Annotated in this window: 19 protein-coding genes, 2 tRNA genes and 1 rRNA gene; 16 read left to right on the top strand and 6 right to left on the bottom strand. The window is 60.7% G+C overall.

The window, feature by feature from the left end; all coding sequences use genetic code 11:
- Positions 1-2: 2 nt before the first annotated feature.
- Complete coding sequence (locus ACLGGT_RS10210; protein ID WP_437195953.1) at positions 3-1,769, bottom strand: DNA polymerase III subunit gamma/tau; 1,767 nt, start codon at positions 1,767-1,769, stop codon at positions 3-5.
- Positions 1,770-1,903: 134 nt separating this feature from the next.
- Here ACLGGT_RS10210 and ACLGGT_RS10215 point away from each other — a divergent pair, with 134 nt between their 5' ends.
- The 9 genes from ACLGGT_RS10215 to ACLGGT_RS10255 all read left to right on the top strand — a co-directional run bounded on the left by ACLGGT_RS10215 (position 1,904) and on the right by ACLGGT_RS10255 (position 9,955).
- The gene (locus ACLGGT_RS10215; protein ID WP_437195954.1) at positions 1,904-2,392 is read left to right on the top strand and encodes a phosphatase domain-containing protein; all 489 of its coding nucleotides are present in this window, start codon (positions 1,904-1,906) and stop codon (positions 2,390-2,392) included.
- A gap of 116 nt (positions 2,393-2,508) precedes the next feature.
- Positions 2,509-2,886 (top strand): fluoride efflux transporter CrcB, encoded by a 378-nt coding sequence (crcB, locus tag ACLGGT_RS10220; RefSeq protein WP_037298150.1) that lies wholly within the window; start codon positions 2,509-2,511, stop codon positions 2,884-2,886.
- The gene (locus ACLGGT_RS10225; RefSeq protein WP_008281681.1) at positions 2,883-3,926 is read left to right on the top strand and encodes an RluA family pseudouridine synthase; all 1,044 of its coding nucleotides are present in this window, start codon (positions 2,883-2,885) and stop codon (positions 3,924-3,926) included. The genes crcB and ACLGGT_RS10225 overlap by 4 nt, the downstream gene beginning before the upstream one ends.
- The gene (locus ACLGGT_RS10230) at positions 3,923-4,597 is read left to right on the top strand and encodes an HAD-IA family hydrolase (protein ID WP_081506865.1); all 675 of its coding nucleotides are present in this window, start codon (positions 3,923-3,925) and stop codon (positions 4,595-4,597) included. The genes ACLGGT_RS10225 and ACLGGT_RS10230 overlap by 4 nt, the downstream gene beginning before the upstream one ends.
- 3 nt (positions 4,598-4,600) lie before the next feature.
- Positions 4,601-5,323: an ATP12 family chaperone protein gene (locus ACLGGT_RS10235; RefSeq protein ID WP_437195955.1), complete on the top strand. Its 723-nt coding sequence runs from the start codon at positions 4,601-4,603 to the stop codon at positions 5,321-5,323.
- A gap of 204 nt (positions 5,324-5,527) precedes the next feature.
- Positions 5,528-6,547: an amino acid ABC transporter substrate-binding protein gene (locus ACLGGT_RS10240; RefSeq protein ID WP_008281684.1), complete on the top strand. Its 1,020-nt coding sequence runs from the start codon at positions 5,528-5,530 to the stop codon at positions 6,545-6,547.
- A 119-nt stretch (positions 6,548-6,666) separates the two neighbouring features.
- The gene (locus ACLGGT_RS10245; RefSeq protein WP_008281685.1) at positions 6,667-7,881 is read left to right on the top strand and encodes an amino acid ABC transporter permease; all 1,215 of its coding nucleotides are present in this window, start codon (positions 6,667-6,669) and stop codon (positions 7,879-7,881) included.
- A 2-nt stretch (positions 7,882-7,883) separates the two neighbouring features.
- Positions 7,884-9,173, top strand: coding sequence for an amino acid ABC transporter permease (locus ACLGGT_RS10250; RefSeq protein ID WP_008281686.1), 1,290 nt, complete (start codon positions 7,884-7,886; stop codon positions 9,171-9,173).
- A gap of 14 nt (positions 9,174-9,187) precedes the next feature.
- Complete coding sequence (locus ACLGGT_RS10255; RefSeq protein ID WP_008281687.1) at positions 9,188-9,955, top strand: amino acid ABC transporter ATP-binding protein; 768 nt, start codon at positions 9,188-9,190, stop codon at positions 9,953-9,955.
- Between the two features lie 103 nt (positions 9,956-10,058).
- Here ACLGGT_RS10255 and ACLGGT_RS10260 read toward each other — a convergent pair whose 3' ends face one another.
- Genes ACLGGT_RS10260 through argB form a run of 4 tightly spaced genes read right to left on the bottom strand, consistent with a single transcriptional unit; the run spans position 10,059 to position 13,226 of the window.
- Positions 10,059-11,174, bottom strand: coding sequence for an acetoin utilization protein AcuC (locus tag ACLGGT_RS10260; protein WP_437195958.1), 1,116 nt, complete (start codon positions 11,172-11,174; stop codon positions 10,059-10,061).
- Positions 11,175-11,181: 7 nt separating this feature from the next.
- Positions 11,182-11,670 (bottom strand): SixA phosphatase family protein, encoded by a 489-nt coding sequence (locus ACLGGT_RS10265; protein WP_437195960.1) that lies wholly within the window; start codon positions 11,668-11,670, stop codon positions 11,182-11,184.
- Positions 11,667-12,311, bottom strand: a complete 645-nt coding sequence (locus ACLGGT_RS10270) for a ferredoxin (RefSeq protein WP_437195962.1) — start codon at positions 12,309-12,311, stop codon at positions 11,667-11,669. The genes ACLGGT_RS10265 and ACLGGT_RS10270 overlap by 4 nt, the downstream gene beginning before the upstream one ends.
- Positions 12,312-12,320: 9 nt before the next feature.
- On the bottom strand, positions 12,321-13,226 hold the full coding sequence (gene argB, locus ACLGGT_RS10275; RefSeq protein ID WP_008281692.1) for an acetylglutamate kinase: 906 nt from the start codon (positions 13,224-13,226) through the stop codon (positions 12,321-12,323).
- Positions 13,227-13,354: 128 nt separating this feature from the next.
- Here argB and ACLGGT_RS10280 point away from each other — a divergent pair, with 128 nt between their 5' ends.
- Positions 13,355-14,086, top strand: a complete 732-nt coding sequence (locus ACLGGT_RS10280) for an SDR family NAD(P)-dependent oxidoreductase (RefSeq protein WP_151978207.1) — start codon at positions 13,355-13,357, stop codon at positions 14,084-14,086.
- Positions 14,087-14,140: 54 nt separating this feature from the next.
- Here ACLGGT_RS10280 and ACLGGT_RS10285 read toward each other — a convergent pair whose 3' ends face one another.
- Positions 14,141-14,620, bottom strand: coding sequence for a fasciclin domain-containing protein (locus tag ACLGGT_RS10285; RefSeq protein ID WP_437195965.1), 480 nt, complete (start codon positions 14,618-14,620; stop codon positions 14,141-14,143).
- Between the two features lie 382 nt (positions 14,621-15,002).
- On the opposite strand from ACLGGT_RS10285, the gene ACLGGT_RS10290 reads away from it, so the two are divergent.
- From ACLGGT_RS10290 to ACLGGT_RS10315, 6 genes are all read left to right on the top strand, one after another.
- On the top strand, positions 15,003-16,496 hold the full coding sequence (locus ACLGGT_RS10290) for an FMN-binding glutamate synthase family protein (protein WP_081508569.1): 1,494 nt from the start codon (positions 15,003-15,005) through the stop codon (positions 16,494-16,496).
- A gap of 75 nt (positions 16,497-16,571) precedes the next feature.
- On the top strand, positions 16,572-17,486 hold the full coding sequence (gene msrP, locus ACLGGT_RS10295) for a protein-methionine-sulfoxide reductase catalytic subunit MsrP (RefSeq protein ID WP_437195966.1): 915 nt from the start codon (positions 16,572-16,574) through the stop codon (positions 17,484-17,486).
- Positions 17,486-18,088 carry a protein-methionine-sulfoxide reductase heme-binding subunit MsrQ gene (gene msrQ, locus ACLGGT_RS10300; RefSeq protein WP_219436342.1) on the top strand — a complete coding sequence of 201 codons (603 nt, stop codon included), beginning with the start codon at positions 17,486-17,488 and terminating at the stop codon, positions 18,086-18,088. The genes msrP and msrQ overlap by 1 nt, the downstream gene beginning before the upstream one ends.
- Positions 18,089-18,779: 691 nt before the next feature.
- A 16S ribosomal RNA gene (locus ACLGGT_RS10305) occupies positions 18,780-20,247 on the top strand.
- Between the two features lie 140 nt (positions 20,248-20,387).
- A tRNA-Ile gene (locus tag ACLGGT_RS10310) sits at positions 20,388-20,464 on the top strand.
- A gap of 212 nt (positions 20,465-20,676) precedes the next feature.
- Positions 20,677-20,752, top strand: a tRNA-Ala gene (locus ACLGGT_RS10315).
- Positions 20,753-20,825: the final 73 nt, after the last annotated feature.

Genomic DNA, 20,825 nt, shown 5'->3' on the forward strand with positions numbered 1-20,825 from the left:
GTTCAATCCTCTTCGAAAGGGTCCCATTCCTCGTCCACCTCGGGCAGGGCCTCGGTCTCGGCATGGGATGCGATATCTTTCTCGGTTTTCACCCGCGCAATCTTTGCCCGTGGAAAGGCGGCAAAGACTGCTTGCACCAGCGGATGCTGCCGGGCGTCAGACTCTGCCGCATCTTTGGCGGCATTGCGCGCCTCGAGAATGGTAGGGGCGGTGGCCGAATTCACCAAGGTGACGGCCCAACGATTGCCGGTCCAGCGTTGTAGCGCGCTGCCCAGACGCTGTGCCAGATCGCCGGGGGCATCGGTCGTGGGGGTGAATTCAATCCGGCCGGGGCGATAGTTGGCAAGGCGGATATGCCCTTCGACCTCGAGCAGGAGCTTGACGTCGCGATTGGCGCGGATCAGCTCCAGCACATGCTCAAAGCTGGGGTAGCGGGACAGCACCTCTTCCGGGTCTGTGGCCAGCATAGGCGACACAGCACCTTGCGAGACCGGACCCGAGGGACCGGAATGGGTGGGCGCATGGGTGTGAGCCTGAGCATGGGTGCTCTGGGGTGGGTTGGCCTGCATGCGGGGGCCGCCGCCGCCGCCCGGGCCATTGGGCGGCGCGTCTTGGAGGCGGCGCACGAGGTCTTCGGGCGTGGGCAGGTCGGCCACATGAGTGAGGCGGATCACCGCCATTTCGGCGGCCATCATCGCGTTGGGTGATTGCGCCACTTCCTCTAGCGCTTTGAGCAGCATTTGCCACATCCGGGTGAGCACGCGCATCGGCAAGGCGGTGGCCATGTCCAGACCTCGGGCGCGTTCATCGGGGCCGATTGTGGGGTCGTTGGCGGCGTCGGGCGTTATTTTAACAACAGAGATCCAATGGGTTATCTCGGCAAGATCGCGCAGCACGGCCAGTGGATCGGCCCCTTCGGCATATTGCGCGCTGAGTTCCGAGAGCGCCCCGGCCGCATCGCCGCGCAGGATCATGTCAAAGAGATCAAGCACCCGGCCACGATCCGCCAGCCCCAACATGGCGCGCACCTGATCCGCCGTGGTTTCCCCTGCACCATGGGAAATCGCCTGATCCAGCAAAGAGGTGGCGTCGCGGGCAGAGCCCTCTGCCGCGCGGGTGATGAGGGCCAGCGCGTCATCGGTGATCTGCGCGCCTTCCCGGTCGGCAATGCGACGCAGGAGCGCGATCATCACCTCGGGTTCAATGCGGCGCAGGTCAAAGCGTTGGCAGCGCGATAGCACCGTCACCGGAACCTTGCGGATTTCGGTGGTGGCGAAGATGAATTTCACATGCGCGGGCGGCTCTTCCAACGTCTTGAGCAGGGCGTTGAACGCATTGACCGAGAGCATATGCACTTCGTCGATGATGTAGATCTTGTAACGTGCTGAGGCGGCGCGATAATTCACGCTCTCGATGATTTCCCGGATGTCGCCCACGCCGGTCCGGCTGGCGGCGTCCATCTCCATCACATCGACATGGCGCCCTTCCATGATGGCGCGGCAATGTTCGCATTGGCCGCAAGGTTCGGTCGTGGGGCCACCCTGCCCATCGGGACCGATACAGTTCATGCCCTTGGCGATGATGCGCGCCGTTGTGGTTTTGCCGGTTCCGCGAATCCCTGTCATTATAAAGGCTTGCGCGATGCGGTCGGCCTGAAAGGCATTCTTGAGTGTGCGCACCATCGCATCTTGACCGACCAGATCGGCAAAGGTCTCGGGCCGGTATTTGCGGGCGAGAACCTGATAGCCGGGGGTCGGGGTGTCGGACATGGGGTGCCTTTGCAGGATTCGGATGCCTTCGTAACGTAAGGCGAGGGGGCGGAGGCGTCCACCTTGCTTTTTGTGGGTAATCTGGCAAAGCTGGACAGATGTGACGGAACGCTTGTCATCAAGGTGTTTACTTTATGGATGATTTCATCATCTACGCGCTCCGGGTTGGCGGGGGCACTCTAGCGCTTGCGCCGCTGCCGGGGGCGGGGGGTGACTATGCCGCCGACCTTGCGCATATCCGCGACTGGAAACCAGCGCTTGTGGTGTCCTTGACCATGCCAGCCGAGATGTTGAGCGCGGGGGCCGAAACATTTGGCAATGATGTGCAAGAGGCGGGGAGCCGTTGGGTGGCGTTTCCGATCCCGGATTACGGCGTGCCGGACACAAGCCAGATCGAAGCCTGGACTAAGACCAGCCAAGATATCGCGCGCGCGCTGGCCGGGGGCGGGCGGGTTCTGGTGCATTGCCGGGGGGGCTGTGGCAGATCGGGGATGGTGGCCCTGCGGTTGATGATCGCGCAGGGCGAGGATCCTAATGCAGCATTGGAGAGGTTGCGCCATATCCGGCCCTGTGCGGTGGAAACGGAGGCGCAGTTGCGCTGGGCGCGGCGCGCAGGCGGCTGAGCGCGCAGTGTACGAACCTTACAAAATCCTGCGAATTTGTGCAGGTCTGGCGCGCTGAGCGGCAGATCCGGGGGCCGCGCTTGACAATTGACCGGGCGCGCGCGACAGACGCGGGCATGATGTCCGCATTCCTTCAGGTGGCCGTGGGGGGCGCGATTGGATCGTGCCTGCGCTATGGCGTGGTGCTCTTGGCACAGCGCTTGGCTGCGCCGGGTTTCCCGGTTGGCGTGCTTGGTGTTAACGTTATCGGATCCTTTCTGATGGGGCTGGCCGTGGTGATCCTCGCACAGCGGGGTGCCGGGCAGATTAGCCCCTTGGTCATGACGGGCCTTTTGGGTGGCTTCACGACGTTTTCGGCGTTCTCGCTTGAGGCCTTCATGCTCTGGGAGCGGGGGCAGGCGATGGCGGCTTTGGGATATGTCGGCCTGTCGGTGGGATTGTCCATCGGGGCCTTGATTTTGGGCGTCTGGCTGGCGCGGGGGTTTTTCGCATGAGCGGAGTGCAGACACGGATTGTAGGACCGGATGACGGCGATCAGCGGTTGGATCGCTGGGTTCGGCGGCTGTTTCCGCATGTGGGGCAAGTGCAGATCGAAAAGATGTGCCGCAAAGGCGAACTGCGGGTCGATGGCGGGCGGGTAAAACCCGCGACGCGGCTTGAGGTTGGGCAGAGTGTGCGTATTCCGCCGTTGCCCGATACCGATGAGCGCCCGACAGGAGCTTTGGCGCGGATCAGCCCGGCGGATGCCAAGATGATCCAATCCTGCGTGATTTACCGCGATGACCATATCATCGCCCTGAACAAACCTCCGGGTCTGCCGGTGCAGGGCGGCAGCAAGCAATTGCGGCATGTGGACGGGTTGGCGGAGGCGCTGCGCTTTGGGGCCGAGGACAAGCCGCGTCTGGTGCATCGCTTGGACAAGGACACATCGGGCGTCTTGTTGCTGGCGCGCACGCGGGAGGCGGCCAAGGGGCTGACGGCGGCGTTCCGGCATCGCAACACGCGCAAGATTTACTGGGCGGCCGTGGCGGGCGTGCCCACGCCGCGTATGGGCACCATTCGCTTTGGTCTGGTCAAGGCGCCGGGGCATGGGGCCAAGGGCGAGGGCGAGAAGATGCTGTGCTTGCATCCGCGCGACATTGACGCGACGCCGGGGGCAAAGCCTGCGACCACCGATTATGCGGTGATCGAAGCGGCGGGCGCGCGCACGGCTTGGATGGCGCTGATTCCGGTGACGGGGCGGACGCATCAGCTGCGCGCACATATGGCCGAGATCGGGCATCCCATCGTGGGCGATGGCAAATATGGCGGATCAGGGCAGGAGAATCTGGGCGATGGCTGGGGCGCGCAACTGGGTGGCGATGTAAGCCGCAAGTTGCATCTGCACGCGCGGTCGCTCAAGATCGAGCATCCGGTGTCACGGGCCATTCTGCACATCACAGCCCCATTGCCCGAGCATATGGCGCGGACTTGGGACCTGTTTCAGTGGGTGCCATCCGAAGCGCCGGAGGACCCGCTAGAGGATATGGCATGAGCCGTCCCTTGCGTCTGGTGATCTTTGATGTCGATGGCACGCTGGTGGACAGCCAAGGTGACATTCTGGCGGCGATGCGGTCGGCGTTTGATCGGGCCGGGGAACCGGCACCTGTGCGCGAGGTGATTTTGGGCATTGTCGGTCTGTCGCTGGATGTGGCGGTGGCGCGACTGGCGCCGCAATTGCCCGGCGATGTCCACGCGCGGATCGTGGCGTGGTATAAAGAGGCCTATATGGGTTTGCGGGCAGAGACGGGCGTGCAAGCCTCTTCGCCGCTTTATCCCCACGCGCTTGAGACGTTGAAGGCGCTGCATGCGGTGCCGGAAACCCTGTTGGGGGTCGCCACGGGCAAATCGGCGCGAGGTCTGGACAAACTCTTGGAGGGCCATGGTCTCCGGTCTTACTTCGTGACGCGGCAGGTGGCGGATCATCATCCCTCCAAGCCGCATCCCTCGATGCTGCGGGCGGCGCTGGCAGAGACCGGGGTTGCGCCAGAGAATGCGGTTATGGTGGGCGATACGAGTTTCGACATGGACATGGCGCAGGCGGCGGGGATTGCGGGCATCGGTGTTTCTTGGGGGTATCACCGGCCCGAAGCGCTGGGGGCCGCCCGCGAAATCGTGCAGGATTTCCGCGCGCTCCCCGAGGCTTTGGCGCGGATTTGGGGGTAGACGATGAGCGAATGGAAAGTCAAGCGGTTCTGGACAGAGGCGGGCGTTGTCGAAGAGGGCGACGGGTTCGGCGTGCGGCTAGACGGGCGCGCGGTGCGCACCCCGGCCAAGGCGGTGCTGAGCGTGCCGACGCGGGCCTTGGCCGAGGCGATCGCCGCGGAGTGGGACGCGCAAGAAGGCAAGATCGACCCCGGCACCATGCCTTTTACCCGGTCGGCCAATGCGGCCATCGACAAGGTGGCACATCAGAAGTCCGAAGTGGCCGAGATGCTGGCCGCCTATGGCGACAGTGATCTGATCTGTTATCGGGCAGTGAGCCCCAGCGAACTGGTCGAAAAACAGGCAGCGGCATGGAATCCGCTGCTCGATTGGACCGAATCGGTCCTGTCCGCAAAGCTGCTTGCGGTTGAGGGCGTGGTGCATGTGCCGCAGGATGTGCAGGCAATGGCACGGTTGCGGGCACATGTGGATGCGCTGGACATTTGGGCTTTGACGGCCTTTCACGACCTTGTGAGCCTGAGTGGGTCGCTTGTGATAGGATTTGCGGCATTGGATGGGTTTTACCCCGTTAAAACGCTCTGGGACCTGTCTCGGGTCGATGAAACCTGGCAGGCAGAGCAATGGGGTAGCGATGAAGAGGCGGAAGAGATGGCCGCAAGGAAACAATCTGACTTTATCCATGCCAAGCGGTTTTATGATCTTTCGCGTAAGGATCAGTCAGTCTGACCGCCAAGCGACTGACGCAACGGCAGGGGCCGGTTTCGCCGGGTTTTGCCATATGGTTTCGTGAACAAAGACTTGACGTTTCATGATGAATCCACACAAACTTGGCGTCACTGAGAGGGGTGAAAGCCCTGCCAACAGTGTCACAATGGGCCGATTGGCCGGACAAACCGCTCTTGAAGGGCGGATAATCAGGAAGAGGTAAACATGAAAAAAACCGTATTTTTGGGCGCGCTGACGGTGGCCGGCCTTGCGGCTGGCGCTTCTGCGGCTGCCACGTTGGATGACGTGAAGGCCCGCGGTAAGCTGAACTGTGGTGTGACCACCGGCCTCGTGGGCTTTGCCGCCCCCGATGCAAACGGTGTTTGGGAAGGTTTTGACGTGGCGATCTGCCGCGCTGTTGCCGCCGCTGTGCTGGGCGATGGAAATGCCGTTGAATTCGTGCCGACCACCGGCAAGACCCGCTTTACAGCGCTTGCCTCGGGTGAGATCGACTTGCTGGCGCGCAACACCACTTGGACCTTCTCGCGCGATACCGACCTCAAGTTCGATTTCGTCGGCGTGAACTACTATGACGGTCAGGGTTTCCTTGTGCCCAAGTCGCTGGGCGTCAGCTCTGCCAAAGAGCTGGACGGCGCAACGGTCTGCATCCAGACTGGCACCACCACCGAGCTGAACCTTGCGGATTTCTTCCGCGCCAACAACATCAGCTACGAGCCGGTGCCGATTGAGACCAATGCCGAAGGTCAGCAGCAGTATCTGGCTGGTGCCTGCGATACCTACACGACCGACGCGTCGGGTCTGGCATCCACGCGCGCTGCGTTCGAGAATCCCGGCGATCACGTGATCCTTCCGGAAATCATCTCGAAAGAGCCGCTCGGCCCGCTCGTGCGCCATGGCGACAACGACTGGGGTGATATCGTGCGCTGGACGTTCTACGCGCTCGTGGCTGCCGAAGAAATGGGCATCACCTCGGCGAATATCGGCGAGCTGTCTGCCGCAGCCGGTGCAAACCCGGAGATCAACCGTATCCTCGGCACCGAAGGTGAGCTGGGCGCGATGATCGGCCTCGACAATGACTGGGCCAAGCGCGCGATTTCCGTCGGTGGCAACTATGGCGAAATCTTCGAGAAGAACATCGGCGAAAAGACCCCGATCGGTCTGGCCCGTGGTCTGAATGCGCAGTGGACGCAGGGCGGCATCATGTATGCCCCGCCGTTCCGGTAAGCGATCCTGACGAAGGGCGCGGGAAATTCCCGCGCCCTTTTCACCAGTAGACTACTTAAAAATCGGCCCACGGCAGCGATGCCGATAAAAATCCGGGTCGAAACACAGGGAAACCCAAGATGACAACGATGACCGACCCTCCCAAGGCGTCGTTTCAGCTTTCTATGCTGATTTACGATACACGGTATCGCTCTTACACTTTCCAATTCATCGCTCTGGTTCTGTTGATGTTGTTGCTTGGCTATCTCGGGGCCAATCTTGTCAACAACCTTGCGGCGCAGGGGCAGAATATCTCGTTTGGGTTTCTGAGTAATCCAGCGAATTACGACATCAATCAGCGGCCCATTGAATACGACAGTCAGTCTAGCCATTTGCGCGCCTCTCTGGTGGGCGTGATCAACACTTTGATCGTGGCCTTCCTTGGCTGTGCGACGGCGACGATTTTCGGGGTCACGGCCGGTGTGCTGCGGCTCTCGCCCAACTGGCTGGTGCGCAAGTTGATGGCCTTTTACGTCGAGATCTTTCGCAACATTCCGGTGCTGATCTGGATCCTCATCATCTTTACCGTGATGACGGCGGTTTTGCCTTCGCCCAACCAGTTTAGGGGCGACAACGCAGATGCATCTATGCTGTTCGACGCCTTTGCCTTTACCAACCGGGGGATCTACACGCCGGCGCCGGTCTGGGGACCGGGATCGTTGGTGGTGGTGCTGACGTTCCTTGCGTCGATCTTTGGCGTCTTTGCCTATCGTCGCTATGCAACCAAATTGCTGTATGACACCGGGCGGCTGTTGCCGATGGGCTGGCCGTCGTTGGTTATCCTGTTTGTGCCGACGATCCTGATCTACTTTGTTCTGGGTCAGCCGATCAGCCTGAATTATCCTGCGCTCAAGGGCTTCAACTTTGACGGCGGGCTACATATTCGCGGCTCTCTGATTGCGCTGTGGTTCGCGCTGGCGATCTATACCGGCGCTTTCATCGCCGAGAACGTGCGCGCGGGTATTCAGGCGGTAAGCAAGGGCCAGACCGAAGCGGCGGCGTCCTTGGGCCTGCGGCCCAACCGGATCATGAACCTTGTGATCCTGCCGCAAGCCTTGCGGGTGATCATTCCGCCACTGATTTCGCAGTATCTGAACCTGACCAAGAACTCGTCGCTCGCCATTGCCGTGGGGTATATGGATGTGACGGGCACCTTGGGGGGGATCACGCTTAACCAGACGGGGCGCGCGATTGAATGCGTGCTGATGCTGATGTTGTTCTATCTCACGATCAGCCTCGCGATTTCGGCGATCATGAACGTCTACAACAACTCGATCAAGTTGAAGGAGCGTTGAGCATGGGCCGTGATCAATTCGCCTTTGTGCGCAAGCACATGCTGCCCGAAGCGCCGCCCCCTGCGACGCAAACGGGGGCCATCAAATGGCTGCGTGAGAACCTGTTTTCCTCGCCGGGCAATGCACTTCTGACGGTTGTGTCGGCCTATGTGGTGTTTCAGATTGTGATCTCTGCGACACCGTGGTTTCTGAACGGTGTCTGGGACAGCCCGAGCCTGTCAGCTTGTCGTGAGATTCTGGATGGCAAGACCGGGGCCTGTTTCGCGGTGCTGAGTGAGCGTTGGAACCAGCTTTTGTTCGGGTTCAAATACCCATCCGAGCTTTACTGGCGTCCGGGGCTGGCCTTTGTGCTGCTGTTCATAGCCGCCGCACCCGTGCTGTTTGGCAAGGTGTTCCCACGCAAGATGCTGATCTTTACAGGGCTTTACCCATTCATCGCCTATTGGCTGATTTGGGGCGGGTCCTTGATGGTGCCAGTCTTTGCCTTGATTGGCGTGCTGGTGGGCGCGGTTGTCTATAGCCGCGTCGTGACGGTCAACGCCGGTGTTGCGGTGATAGCGGCGTTTGTGGCAGCGCTCATATTCTGGATACTGTCAGGTTATGTAACCGGACCGATGGAGAATGTGCTGGCCATCGAGGCCGTGGCCTCGCGCGATATGGGCGGGTTCATGATCAACCTGATGCTGGGCGTGGTCTGTGTGTCGCTCTCTTTGCCGTTGGGCATTCTGCTGGCGCTTGGGCGGCAATCGAGCATGCCGATCATCAAGTGGATCTGCGTTGTCTTTATCGAGTTCATTCGCGGTGTGCCGCTGATCACGCTCTTGTTCGTGGCCAATGTGGTGCTGGCGTACTTCCTGCCGCCGGGGACGAATTTCGACCTGATCCTGCGGGTGATCATCATGATCACGATGTTCTCTTCGGCCTATATTGCCGAGGTGATCCGGGGGGGCCTCGCGGCGTTGCCGCGCGGGCAATACGAGGCGGCGGACAGTCTGGGTCTGGACTATGCGCAGGCGATGCAACTTATCATCCTGCCCCAAGCGCTCAAGATCTCGATCCCCGGTATCGTTAACGTGGCGGTGGGCCTCTTCAAGGATACGACGCTGGTTTCGGTCATTTCGATGTTTGACATCGTGGGCATGATCCGGGGTCCGATTCTGGCCTCTGCGGAATGGAACGGGGTCTATTGGGAGCTGTTTGGCTTTGCCTGCGTCCTGTTCTTCATCACCTGCTACGGTATCTCGCAATATTCCCAGTGGCTGGAGCGTCAGCTTCGCACGGATCATCGGTAAGGAGGGTCATCATCATGGCCGCTGAAACACAAATGAATGTCTCGGATCAGGTTGCCGTCGAGATAACCAAGATGAACAAGTGGTATGGCGCATTTCATGTGCTGCGCGACATTGATCTGACCGTCTACCAGGGCGAGCGGATCGTCATCGCGGGGCCGTCGGGATCGGGCAAGTCCACGCTCATCCGTTGTATCAACGCGCTGGAAGAGCATCAGAAGGGCAAGATCACGGTTGATGGCACGCTCTTGTCGAATGACCTCAAGAATATCGACAAGATCCGGTCCGAGGTTGGCATGGTGTTCCAACATTTCAACCTGTTCCCGCATCTGACAATTCTGGAGAATTGCACGCTGGCCCCGATCTGGGTGCGTAAGACGCCCAAGCGCGAGGCCGAGGAAGTGGCGATGCATTTCCTGGAAAAGGTCAAAATCCCCGAGCAGGCCAATAAATATCCCGGCCAGCTGTCGGGGGGCCAGCAGCAGCGGGTGGCGATTGCGCGCAGTTTGTGCATGCGGCCCCGGATCATGCTGTTTGACGAGCCGACTTCGGCGCTTGATCCCGAGATGATTTCGGAAGTTCTGGATACGATGATCCAACTGGCCGAAGAGGGAATGACCATGCTCTGCGTGACTCATGAGATGGGATTCGCGCGGAAGGTGGCGAACCGGGTCATCTTTATGGATCAGGGACAGATCGTGGAGCAGAACGAACCGGAAGAGTTCTTCAACAATCCGCAGTCGGACCGCACCAAACTGTTCCTGAGCCAGATTCTGGGGCATTAAAGCAGGGGTGGGGGCGCTGCCCCGTCCCGGAGCAAGTCCGGGACTCCCCCGAGGTATTTTGGGCCAGATGAAAGGGGCGGCAGTTTTGCGGCCCCTTTTGCGTTTAGACCCAAGCGGCGCGGCGCGCGCGCAGGCGTTGGATCGAGGCGCGCAGGTCATCTGCAATGGGGCCGGGGCGCGGGGCGTCGCGCAGCGTGTCGATGAGGGGCTCGTCGGGGAACGCGGGGCGGCGGGACCATGAGAGAGCCGCCAGAATGGCGCGGGCCGGTTCGGGCAGGCGGTCGGGGATTTCAGTATTGTTGAGGGTGGCCCAGACCCCGGACCAGAGGCGGCCCACGGTCCAAGGGTTATAGCCACCGCCGCCCAACACAAGCAGGCGCGGGGCGAGTGGGCGCAAGAGCGCCACCGCCTCCCAATGGGCGTTGTTGGAGAGCGCAAGGCGCGACAGCGGGTCTTCGGTCACGGCATCGGCACCGCATTGCAGGACCAGCGCCTGAGGGCTGAAGGCTTGCACCGCTGGAAGAATGACCTCGTGCAGGGCCATGGCAAAGCCGCTGTCATTGGTGGCGCGGGGCAGGGGCAGGTTGATGGCATGGCTGCCCGCGCGGTCGTCGAGTGTACCGGTGAAGGGCCAGCGCCCGGCCTCATGCGTCGAGATCATCAGCACGCGGGGGTCGCCGTGGAAGGCGGCGGCCACCCCGTCGCAGTGATGCGCGTCGATATCGACATAGGCGATGCGGCTGAGACCTTGGGCGAGAAACGCCTTGATCGCCAGCACCGGGTCGTTGAGGTAGCAAAACCCGCCTGCGTGATCGGCCATGCCATGATGGGTGCCGCCGCCGGGGTTATAGGCCACGCCGCCATGTGCGAGCAGTTCGGTGGCCAGAAGCGAGCCACCGGCGGCGGTGGCGGGGCGGCGAAACATCTCTGGGAAAACCGGATTGGACAGCGTGCCGATCTGGTGGCGGGTGCGGATTTCGGGCGAGACTTGGCCCAATGTTTCAGCCGCTTGCAGGGCGGCGATATAGGCCGGGCTGTGCCACGCCGTCAGCGCCTGTGGTTTGGCGCGCGGGCTGATGCGGTATTGCGAGGGTGGCAGCCAGCCCAGAGCACGGCAGAGGTCGATCACGGTGGGCACGCGCGGTATGGAAAGGGGGTGGCGCGCCCCGTAGGAGGAGCCGCGATAGATCTCTGATCCGATAAAGACGGGCGTTTGCATAGGCCGTTTATGGCAGGTCGCGCGGCGTGAGAAACTGCAACACGGTGCCGCTGCCGGGCTGGAGCGCGGCCCAGTCGGCGATATCGAACCGGGCGATGAGTGTGGCCCCAGTGGAATAATCGTCGAACCGCTCGTGATCCGGGGGGGTGGCGACCAACAGGGCCGCGAATTCTGCGATGCCGGGGTTATGGCCCAGCATGAGGACAAGGCTGCCGGTGGCGCGACGCAGGACTGTCAGCATCTCATCGGCCTCGGCCAAATAGAGCGCGTCGTGCAGGTCCGGTGCGGCATCAAGCTTGAGCCGGGTGCAGGTTTCCTGGGTGCGCACAGCAGAGGAGCAGAGGATTTGATCGGGGGCGAGGTCTTGGGTGCGGAGCCAATGGCCGAGGGCGGTTGCCGCACGGCACCCGCGCGCGTTGAGGGGGCGGGCACTATCGGGCAGACGTGGATCGCCCCAATCGGATTTGGCGTGGCGCATGAGGATAAGCGTCTTCATCCGAAATATCCCATATGAAAGGCGGATTGTTCTTCGCGTCGGCCATAGGATTGGCTGAGCGGGCAGGCGCGCCGCACGGCACAGCCGCGCGCGCGGCAGTCGTTGCCGGGACGGTCGAGATCGGCTTTGCAAGCCGGGACGTTATAGGCCTCGGGGATCAGCGCCTCCACCGGACAGGCGCTGCGACAGGGTTGATCGGCGCAGCTGTCGCAGGGGCGCGGGCCGGTGGGCGGAAGCGCGAAGCGATCCGCAAAGGCCAATGCGCCGCGATAAGAGATCATGAGCCCCGCCGCGTCATGCACCAAGAGGCCGACGGGCGAAGGCCAAGCACGGCCACTGCGGCGCGCCCAATCGGTGAAGGGCTGCCGCGGCGGGCCGGAAAACGGAAAAAGCGGGGTGGCACCAAGAGCATCGGCCATGGCGGTGATGACGCGGATAGACCAGCGGTTCATCGGGTCGCGCGCGCCGTCGAGATATTCCGGAGTAGTGGTGAAATGCGGCCAGAAGCCCGGCTCTGCCGGGCTGAGGAGCACCAGGGTTTTATGGCCGGGCACGTCACCAGATGCCAGATGCAGCGCGCCGGACAGGGTTAGGTGATGCGCGGCGGCAAGGTCATAGAGCGCCGGGGGCAGGGGGGACACGCGCCGCGCTCAGGACTGGCCCGGATAGCTTGAGCGTGGCACGCGGGGTGTATTTGTGCCACGGATCAGCGACCCCGCGCCATGTTCGGTGAAAAGCTCGAGCAGCGTCGCGTTCGGCGCGCGACCGTCGAGGATGACCACCGCGCGCACGCCGCCGTCGATGGCGGCAAGGGCGGTTTCGGTCTTGGGGATCATGCCGCCCGCGATGATGCCGTCGCGCGTCATCTGTCGGATCTGCTCGGCGCTGAGTTCGGTCACGACCTGTCCTGAGGCATCACGCACGCCGTCGATATCTGTCAGCAGGAGCAGGCGGTCGGCCTTGAGGGCGGCGGCCACGGCACCAGCGGCGGTATCGCCGTTGATATTATAGGTCTCGCCCGCCTCGCCTGCGCCCAAGGGGGCGATAACGGGGATCATCCCGGCGGCAAAAAGCGTGTGCAGGATGGTGGGATCAATTTCGGAGGGGTCGCCCACAAGGCCCAGATCGGGATGCGAGGGCGTGCAGGTGATGAGCCTTGCATCCTTGCCCGAGAGGCCGACGGCGCGCCCGCCTTGACCGTTGATCGCGGCCACGATGCGTTTGTTGACCTGACCGGAGAGCACCATTTCCACCACGTCCATGGTGGCGGCATCGGTCACGCGCTTGCCATTCACGAAGTCGGATTTGATCGCCAGCTTTTCCAGCATCTGATTGATCATCGGGCCGCCGCCATGGACGATGACCGGATTGACGCCGACCTGTCGCATCAGCACCACGTCGCGGGCGAACGTGTCCATCGCCTCATCGCTGCCCATGGCGTGGCCACCAAGTTTGATCACCACGATGGCGCCGGTGTAGCGTTGCAGATAGGGCAGGGCCTCGGAGAGGGTGCGGGCGGTGGCGATCCAGTCGCGATTCATGTCTCTGGCCTTCATGCTGGTCTCCGACGCGGGGTTGCGTCTCTCATTACAATCTGCGCGGGGTGGTGCCAAGGGCCGTTGCGGGTGAGCCGCAAAGCGCTAGGGTTGGGCCCAAGGAAATCCGCGACCGAAAGAGGTGTAGCATGTCCGAGACCAAGACGCTTTTGTTGACGGGGGCGAGCCGGGGAATCGGGCATGCCACGGTGCGGCGGTTCAATGCGGCGGGCTGGCGGGTGATCACCTGTTCGCGCCAGCCGTTTCCGGCGGAATGCCCCTGGGGCGGGGGCGCGGAGAACCATATTCAGATGGATTTGTCGGACCCGAATGATGTGATTGCCAAGGTCGAGGTGCTGCGCGAGCGGCTGGGTGGACGGCTGGATGCCTTGGTTAATAATGCGGGGATTTCGCCCAAAGGGCCGGAGGGTGAACGCTTGGATACGTTCAGCACGGATCTGCGGACCTGGGGGCAGGTGTTTCACGTCAATTTCTTTGCATCGGTCGTGCTGGCGCGCAGTTTGCGGGATGAATTGGCGGCGGCGCGCGGCGCGGTGGTCAATGTCACCTCGATTGCTGGAAGCCGGGTGCATCCCTTTGCGGGCGCGGCCTATGCCACATCCAAGGCGGCGCTGGTGGCGCTGACGCGCGAGATGGCGCATGATTTCGGACCGCTTGGGGTGCGCGTGAATTCGATTGCGCCGGGCGAGATACGCACCGCCATTCTGTCGCCCGGAACGGATAAGCTGGTCGAAAGCATCCCGATGCGGCGGCTGGGTGAGCCTGACGAGGTGGCCAACACAATCTTTTTCCTGTGTTCCGAAGGGTCGTCCTATATTTCCGGCACCGAGATCGAGATCAACGGCGCGCAGCACGTCTAACGGGTACGGGGCGGCCATTTAGCCGCCCCGCTTTTGCCATCCGTGAGGGGGGGATTATTCCGGCAGGATCACGGTGTCGATCACGTGGATCACGCCGTTGCTGGCCTCGATATCGGCCTGCACGACCTTGGCCCCGGCGACGGTGACACCGTCCGTGGTGCCGATGGTCACATCCGTGCCTTGCACGGTGGTGGCGGTCATCCCGTCCGAGAGATCGCCCGACATCACCTTACCCGGTACCACGTGATAGGTGAGGATCGCAGTCAGTTGATCCTTGTTCTCGGGCTTGAGCAAGTCTTCGACCGTGCCTGCAGGCAGGGCGGCAAAAGCTTCATTGGTTGGGGCAAAGACGGTGAAGGGGCCTTCGCCTTTGAGCGTATCAACAAGGCCTGCGGCCTGAACGGCGGCGACAAGGGTCGAGAAGCTCTCGTTGCCGGCGGCGATGTCGACGATGTCTTTGCCTTTGGTCTCGGCAAAGGCAGGACCGGCCATCAGCACGGCGGCGGTCAGAGCGAGATAGGTTCTGCGAAACATGGTGTGCGTCTCCGTTTAAGTGTCGGTTTCCATGACCCCGTTGTCGGGATCATGCGAGGCTTACGGGGCGCTGCGCGTTTTGGTTCATAGGGGTTTTCCGCCGACGCGGTTTGACCTTTTTGGCGCGTCCGCTAAGCCGGAGCGTGCTGAAATTTCCAGTCACGTTTTTGTGAATTGGCGGCAATTATCCCGCCTGGCGTGGGTGTTTCAGCCGGGTTTCCCGTGGCAATGGCGGGGGGCAGGCAAATGGCCTGATGTTGGCCCTGACAGGATGAAACATTGGGCAAAACTGCCCTTTGTCAGCTTGTTTGACGCGCTGGAATGGCGCAGGTTGCGCGCGAGGCGCGTCGGCTGGGCGCGGGCGGGGTATTGGAGTTTTGAGATGGGTATTCTGACGCAGTTCCTAGAGTTTCTGGCGTTGCTGTTTGTTTTTGCCATTGGGGCGGTCGTGTTGGCGATAGGGGTCTTCTACGTGCTGGATCGCACGCAGCCCGGCGACGCGATCCGGCGCAACTATCCAGTGATTGGCCGGTTCCGAGGATTGTTCACCAAACTGGGCGAGTTTTTCCGGCAGTATTTCTTTGCCATGGACCGCGAAGAGATGCCGTTCAACCGTGCGCAGCGCGATTGGGTGAGCCATGCGACCAAGGGCGCGGGCAACACGATTGCCTTTGGCTCGACCCGGAATTTGGGGGTGCCGGGCACGCCTATCTTTGTGCCTGCGGTGTTTCCGCCGCTGGACGATCAATTCGCCATCACCGCGCCGATGCAGATCGGGCCGACGGCGGCGATACCTTATATGGCCAAGTCAATTTTCAACATTTCGGGCATGAGCTATGGCGCGATTTCGCGCCCGGCGGTTGAGGCGCTGAGCCGGGGGGCGGCCAAGGCGGGTATCTGGCTGAACACCGGTGAGGGCGGGCTCAGCCCGTTTCATTTGGTGGGCAATTGCGATCTGGTCTATCAGATTGGCACGGCGAAATACGGCGTGCGGGATGTTTTGGGTAACCTCAGCGATGCGCGGTTGCGCGAGGTGTCGGACAATCCTTGCATCAAGATGTTTGAGCTGAAGCTGGCGCAGGGGGCCAAGCCCGGCAAGGGCGGCATCCTGCCCGGCGAAAAGGTCAACAAAGAGATTGCCGCCATTCGCGGCATCGAACTGGGCAAGGACAGCATTTCGCCCAACCGTCACGCTGACATCAATGACTATGGCGAGTTGCTGGATGTGATCGGCCATATCCGGCAGGTCACGGGGCGCCCTGTCGGTTTCAAGACAGTGATCGGCTCGTCCGAGGCCTGGGAGCCGCTGTTTGAAATGATCATCGCGCGTGGGCCGGATTGCGCGCCGGATTTCATTGCCATTGACGGTGGAGAGGGCGGCACCGGGGCCGCGCCCATGCCTTTGATGGATCTGGTGGGCATGCCCATTCGCGATGCCTTGCCGCGGATGGTCGATCTGCGGGATCGCTATGGTCTCAAGGATCGTATCCGGATGATTGCGGCGGGCAAGCTGATCAATCCCGGCGATGTGGCCTGGGCGATTTGCGCAGGCGCAGATTTTGTTGCCTCGGCGCGTGGCTTTATGTTCAGCCTTGGCTGCATTCAGGCGCTCAAGTGCAATCGCAATACCTGTCCGACCGGCATTACCACCCATGATCCCCATTTGCAGCGCGGTCTGGTGGTCGAGGACAAATACCTGAAGGTCGCCAATTATGCCAAATCGGTGATCAAAGAGGTTGAGACCATCGCCCATTCGGTCGGTGTGGCCGAACCGCGCCTGATGCGGCGGCGGCATGTACGACTGGTGCAGGCGGATGGCACGTCGATTGCGTTCAACAAGATCCGGCCAAGTTACAATCCGGACGCGGTATTGTGACCGGATGTTGAAACCCTTCGGTGGCGGGAACCGTGTCTGTCTCTATATACTTGGGGAACCCATAGGAGAACTGACATGGCCCATCGCTGGACAAACACGCTGAGTGACACGGATGTGACGCCCGAGGCGGCGTTTCTCAATCGCCGCCAGATGATCGCCGGGGTGGCGGCCGGGGTGGGTCTGAGCCTGACGGCCCGGAGCGCGCAGGCCGAGACAGAAGCCGAGGCTTTGACGCCCAATAGCTGGGACGACATCACCACTTATAACAACTATTATGAGTTCGGCACCGACAAGGGCGATCCGGCACGCAATGCCCGGACGCTGACCGTCAGCCCTTGGAGCGTGACCATTGACGGGCTGGTGGGCCGCCCGGGTGATTATGCCTTTGACGAGATAATGGCCAAGATGACCATTGAAGAGCGGCTTTACCGGTTCCGCTGTGTCGAGGCCTGGTCGATGGTGGTTCCCTGGAATGGATTTGAACTGGCGGATCTCTTGGATCTGGCTGGGGTGCAGAGCGAGGCCAAATACGTCGCCTTCGAGACGGTGCTGCGCCCCGATGAAATGCCGGGTGTCCGCTTTCCGGTGCTGGATTGGCCCTATGTCGAGGGGCTGCGGCTGGACGAGGCGCTGCATCCGCTGACGATCATGGCGACGGGTATCTATGGCCGCGACATTCCCAATCAGAACGGCGCGCCGCTGCGCCTTGTGGTGCCATGGAAATATGGGTTCAAGTCGATCAAATCGGTGGTGCGCATTACCCTGACCGACAAAGAGCCGCCGACAAGCTGGAACAAGGCCAATGCGCGCGAATACGGGTTCTATAGTAATGTGAACCCCGAGGTGGATCACCCGCGCTGGTCGCAGGCCACGGAACGGCAGATCGGCGGCGGGCTGTTTTCGCCGCGCGTGCCCACGCTCATGTTCAACGGCTATGCCGATGAGGTGGCGGGGCTCTATGCCGGGATGGATCTGAAAAAGAACTTTTGATGCTACGGGACCAGATCAACGGTCTGGCCCGGCGGGTGCCGGTCTGGGCGGTGTGGCTGATCGGCCTGATGCCGGGGGTATGGACGTTTTATCTGGGGCTCACCGGCGGGCTGGGGGCGGAGCCGATCAAGGCGTTGGAGCGCGAGCTGGGCGAGGTCGCGTTGCAGCTCTTGATCTTGGGGCTGTGTATCACGCCGTTGCGTAGACATGTCGGAGTGAACCTGATCCGGTTTCGTCGCGCGGTGGGATTGCTGACCTTTTCTTATGTGGCGTGGCATCTTCTGGTCTGGCTGGTGCTTGATGTGCAGATCCTGGCGCAGATCTGGGCGGATATTGTCAAACGGCCCTATGTGACAATTGGATTTGCCGCGTTCCTTTTGATGATCCCGCTCGCGCTAACGTCGAATGACTGGTCGGTGCGGCGGTTGGGGCCGAAATGGCGGGCCCTGCATCGGCTGACCTATGGGGTGGCGGTGCTGGGGGCGGTGCATTTCCTCTGGCTGAGCAAAGGCTTTCAAATCGAACCCTTGGTGTATCTGGCCGTGATTCTGGGGCTGTTGGCGCTGAGATGGCGCCCCATTGGACAGAGTCGCCGGGTTTGAGTCGGGCTGGACGCGCTGATTTTACCCTCTCTTGGGGGTAACTCTGTGGATAACCCAAGATGTAGGAGAGGGGCGTATTAGGGGCGGGCAATATTGTTGCGCGCGGGGCGGTAAATCTTGGCATAATTTCCCCTAACCCTTTAATATTCCGTAAAAATACGGGTTTTTGAAAAAAAGATGACAAAAGCCAAAAAAAGGGGTTGCGGGTCTGAGCCTCTAACCGTAAATACCCCTTCACCGGCGCTGCTGAGGCGGTTGCTGGGACGCGGAACGGACTGGGGCGGATGTCTTGGGAAGGGAAGCGGCTAGAAATTCTGAGGTAGGATTGGCGGGTTGCGCTAGGTAGTTTGGCGCTCTCGGTTGATTTTGTCTCGACGCTCTTTGAAAATTTAGTAACTGAAGAGATATGTGGGCGGTTTGGTTCATTTCGATGGATCAACGTCTGTATATCAACGCTACTAGGGTTTTGGCCCGATGATGTAGTGTCAGCTTCACTGTCTTGTATGGACTTCGGTTTCTTTGGAAACTGATGTGCATCAGACAGATGACTTTCAATGCGGTCGTTTCCTTAGCCGGGTCGACCATGCTGCTGAGTGATTGTGTGTGGATTTATTCGCACTCAAGTAGCGCAGCGGTAGTGCATTGAAGATGTGCAGAGGTTCGAACGTCAAGGATAAGCAGCGATGCTTTTCAACTTGAGAGTTTGATCCTGGCTCAGAACGAACGCTGGCGGCAGGCCTAACACATGCAAGTCGAGCGAACCTTCGGGTTAGCGGCGGACGGGTGAGTAACGCGTGGGAACGTACCCTCTTCTGCGGGATAGCCACTGGAAACGGTGAGTAATACCGCATACGCCCTTTGGGGGAAAGATTTATCGGAGGAGGATCGGCCCGCGTTGGATTAGGTAGTTGGTGGGGTAATGGCCTACCAAGCCTACGATCCATAGCTGGTTTTAGAGGATGATCAGCCACACTGGGACTGAGACACGGCCCAGACTCCTACGGGAGGCAGCAGTGGGGAATCTTAGACAATGGGCGCAAGCCTGATCTAGCCATGCCGCGTGAGTGACGAAGGCCTTAGGGTCGTAAAGCTCTTTCGCCAGAGATGATAATGACAGTATCTGGTAAAGAAACCCCGGCTAACTCCGTGCCAGCAGCCGCGGTAATACGGAGGGGGTTAGCGTTGTTCGGAATTACTGGGCGTAAAGCGCACGTAGGCGGATTGGAAAGTTGGGGGTGAAATCCCAGGGCTCAACCCTGGAACGGCCTCCAAAACTCCCAGTCTAGAGTTCGAGAGAGGTGAGTGGAATTCCGAGTGTAGAGGTGAAATTCGTAGATATTCGGAGGAACACCAGTGGCGAAGGCGGCTCACTGGCTCGATACTGACGCTGAGGTGCGAAAGTGTGGGGAGCAAACAGGATTAGATACCCTGGTAGTCCACACCGTAAACGATGAATGCCAGTCGTCGGCAAGCATGCTTGTCGGTGACACACCTAACGGATTAAGCATTCCGCCTGGGGAGTACGGTCGCAAGATTAAAACTCAAAGGAATTGACGGGGGCCCGCACAAGCGGTGGAGCATGTGGTTTAATTCGAAGCAACGCGCAGAACCTTACCAACCCTTGACATGGATATCGTAGTTACCAGAGATGGTTTCGTCAGTTCGGCTGGATATCACACAGGTGCTGCATGGCTGTCGTCAGCTCGTGTCGTGAGATGTTCGGTTAAGTCCGGCAACGAGCGCAACCCACATCCCTAGTTGCCAGCAGGTTAAGCTGGGCACTCTATGGAAACTGCCCGTGATAAGCGGGAGGAAGGTGTGGATGACGTCAAGTCCTCATGGCCCTTACGGGTTGGGCTACACACGTGCTACAATGGTGGTGACAATGGGTTAATCCCAAAAAGCCATCTCAGTTCGGATTGGGGTCTGCAACTCGACCCCATGAAGTCGGAATCGCTAGTAATCGCGTAACAGCATGACGCGGTGAATACGTTCCCGGGCCTTGTACACACCGCCCGTCACACCATGGGAGTTGGGTCTACCCGACGACGGTGCGCTAACCTCGCAAGAGGAGGCAGCCGGCCACGGTAGGCTCAGCGACTGGGGTGAAGTCGTAACAAGGTAGCCGTAGGGGAACCTGCGGCTGGATCACCTCCTTTCTAAGGATGTTTCTAGTCAGATCAGCGTGCTGATCTCGTGAAACACTTAGCATGATCGGCAAACAAAGCCGGTCAACATACGAACCGGACCGTCCTCATATCTCTTCAGGAACGTAATCACAGACCTACCGGTCTGTCTTGGGTCGGTAGCTCAGGTGGTTAGAGCGCACGCCTGATAAGCGTGAGGTCGGAGGTTCAAGTCCTCCTCGACCCACCACTCCCTTTGGTCGTGTTGGGGCTCGTCGGGAATTTGATTTGTGCGTCCTCGGGTCTTGCGACCCTGCGGGCGACACGGGCCTCGACCCACCATCGCACTTGGCCTCAAGTAGCCGAAAGGCGGTAGGCCGAACATCTGGCCTCAAGTAGCCGAAAGGCGGTAGGCCGAACATCTGGCCTCAAGTAGCCGAAAGGCGGTAGGCCGAACATCATGGGGCCTTAGCTCAGCTGGGAGAGCGCCTGATTTGCATTCAGGAGGTCAGGAGTTCGATCCTCCTAGGCTCCACCATGTGCCAGCCCTTTTGATTAGATCGCTAAGCGCTTTCGAGCGTTTAGCCGTCCAATCGGACGTTTGCCCCCCT

This window comes from Roseovarius sp. MS2, assembly GCF_051447875.1.
GTDB lineage: Bacteria > Pseudomonadota > Alphaproteobacteria > Rhodobacterales > Rhodobacteraceae > Roseovarius > Roseovarius mucosus_A.

Bases quoted from the DNA above. Each gene is read 5' to 3' on its own strand.
- ACLGGT_RS10210 (WP_437195953.1), bottom strand. From the start codon at position 1,769: ATGTCCGACACCCCGACCCCCGGCTATCAGGTTCTCGCCCGCAAATAC.
- ACLGGT_RS10215 (WP_437195954.1), top strand. From the start codon at position 1,904: ATGGATGATTTCATCATCTACGCGCTCCGGGTTGGCGGGGGCACTCTA.
- crcB (WP_037298150.1), top strand. From the start codon at position 2,509: ATGATGTCCGCATTCCTTCAGGTGGCCGTGGGGGGCGCGATTGGATCG.
- ACLGGT_RS10225 (WP_008281681.1), top strand. From the start codon at position 2,883: ATGAGCGGAGTGCAGACACGGATTGTAGGACCGGATGACGGCGATCAG.
- ACLGGT_RS10230 (WP_081506865.1), top strand. From the start codon at position 3,923: ATGAGCCGTCCCTTGCGTCTGGTGATCTTTGATGTCGATGGCACGCTG.
- ACLGGT_RS10235 (WP_437195955.1), top strand. From the start codon at position 4,601: ATGAGCGAATGGAAAGTCAAGCGGTTCTGGACAGAGGCGGGCGTTGTC.
- ACLGGT_RS10240 (WP_008281684.1), top strand. From the start codon at position 5,528: ATGAAAAAAACCGTATTTTTGGGCGCGCTGACGGTGGCCGGCCTTGCG.
- ACLGGT_RS10245 (WP_008281685.1), top strand. From the start codon at position 6,667: ATGACAACGATGACCGACCCTCCCAAGGCGTCGTTTCAGCTTTCTATG.
- ACLGGT_RS10250 (WP_008281686.1), top strand. From the start codon at position 7,884: ATGGGCCGTGATCAATTCGCCTTTGTGCGCAAGCACATGCTGCCCGAA.
- ACLGGT_RS10255 (WP_008281687.1), top strand. From the start codon at position 9,188: ATGGCCGCTGAAACACAAATGAATGTCTCGGATCAGGTTGCCGTCGAG.
- ACLGGT_RS10260 (WP_437195958.1), bottom strand. From the start codon at position 11,174: ATGCAAACGCCCGTCTTTATCGGATCAGAGATCTATCGCGGCTCCTCC.
- ACLGGT_RS10265 (WP_437195960.1), bottom strand. From the start codon at position 11,670: ATGAAGACGCTTATCCTCATGCGCCACGCCAAATCCGATTGGGGCGAT.
- argB (WP_008281692.1), bottom strand. From the start codon at position 13,226: ATGAAGGCCAGAGACATGAATCGCGACTGGATCGCCACCGCCCGCACC.
- ACLGGT_RS10280 (WP_151978207.1), top strand. From the start codon at position 13,355: ATGTCCGAGACCAAGACGCTTTTGTTGACGGGGGCGAGCCGGGGAATC.
- ACLGGT_RS10285 (WP_437195965.1), bottom strand. From the start codon at position 14,620: ATGTTTCGCAGAACCTATCTCGCTCTGACCGCCGCCGTGCTGATGGCC.
- ACLGGT_RS10290 (WP_081508569.1), top strand. From the start codon at position 15,003: ATGGGTATTCTGACGCAGTTCCTAGAGTTTCTGGCGTTGCTGTTTGTT.
- msrP (WP_437195966.1), top strand. From the start codon at position 16,572: ATGGCCCATCGCTGGACAAACACGCTGAGTGACACGGATGTGACGCCC.
- msrQ (WP_219436342.1), top strand. From the start codon at position 17,486: ATGCTACGGGACCAGATCAACGGTCTGGCCCGGCGGGTGCCGGTCTGG.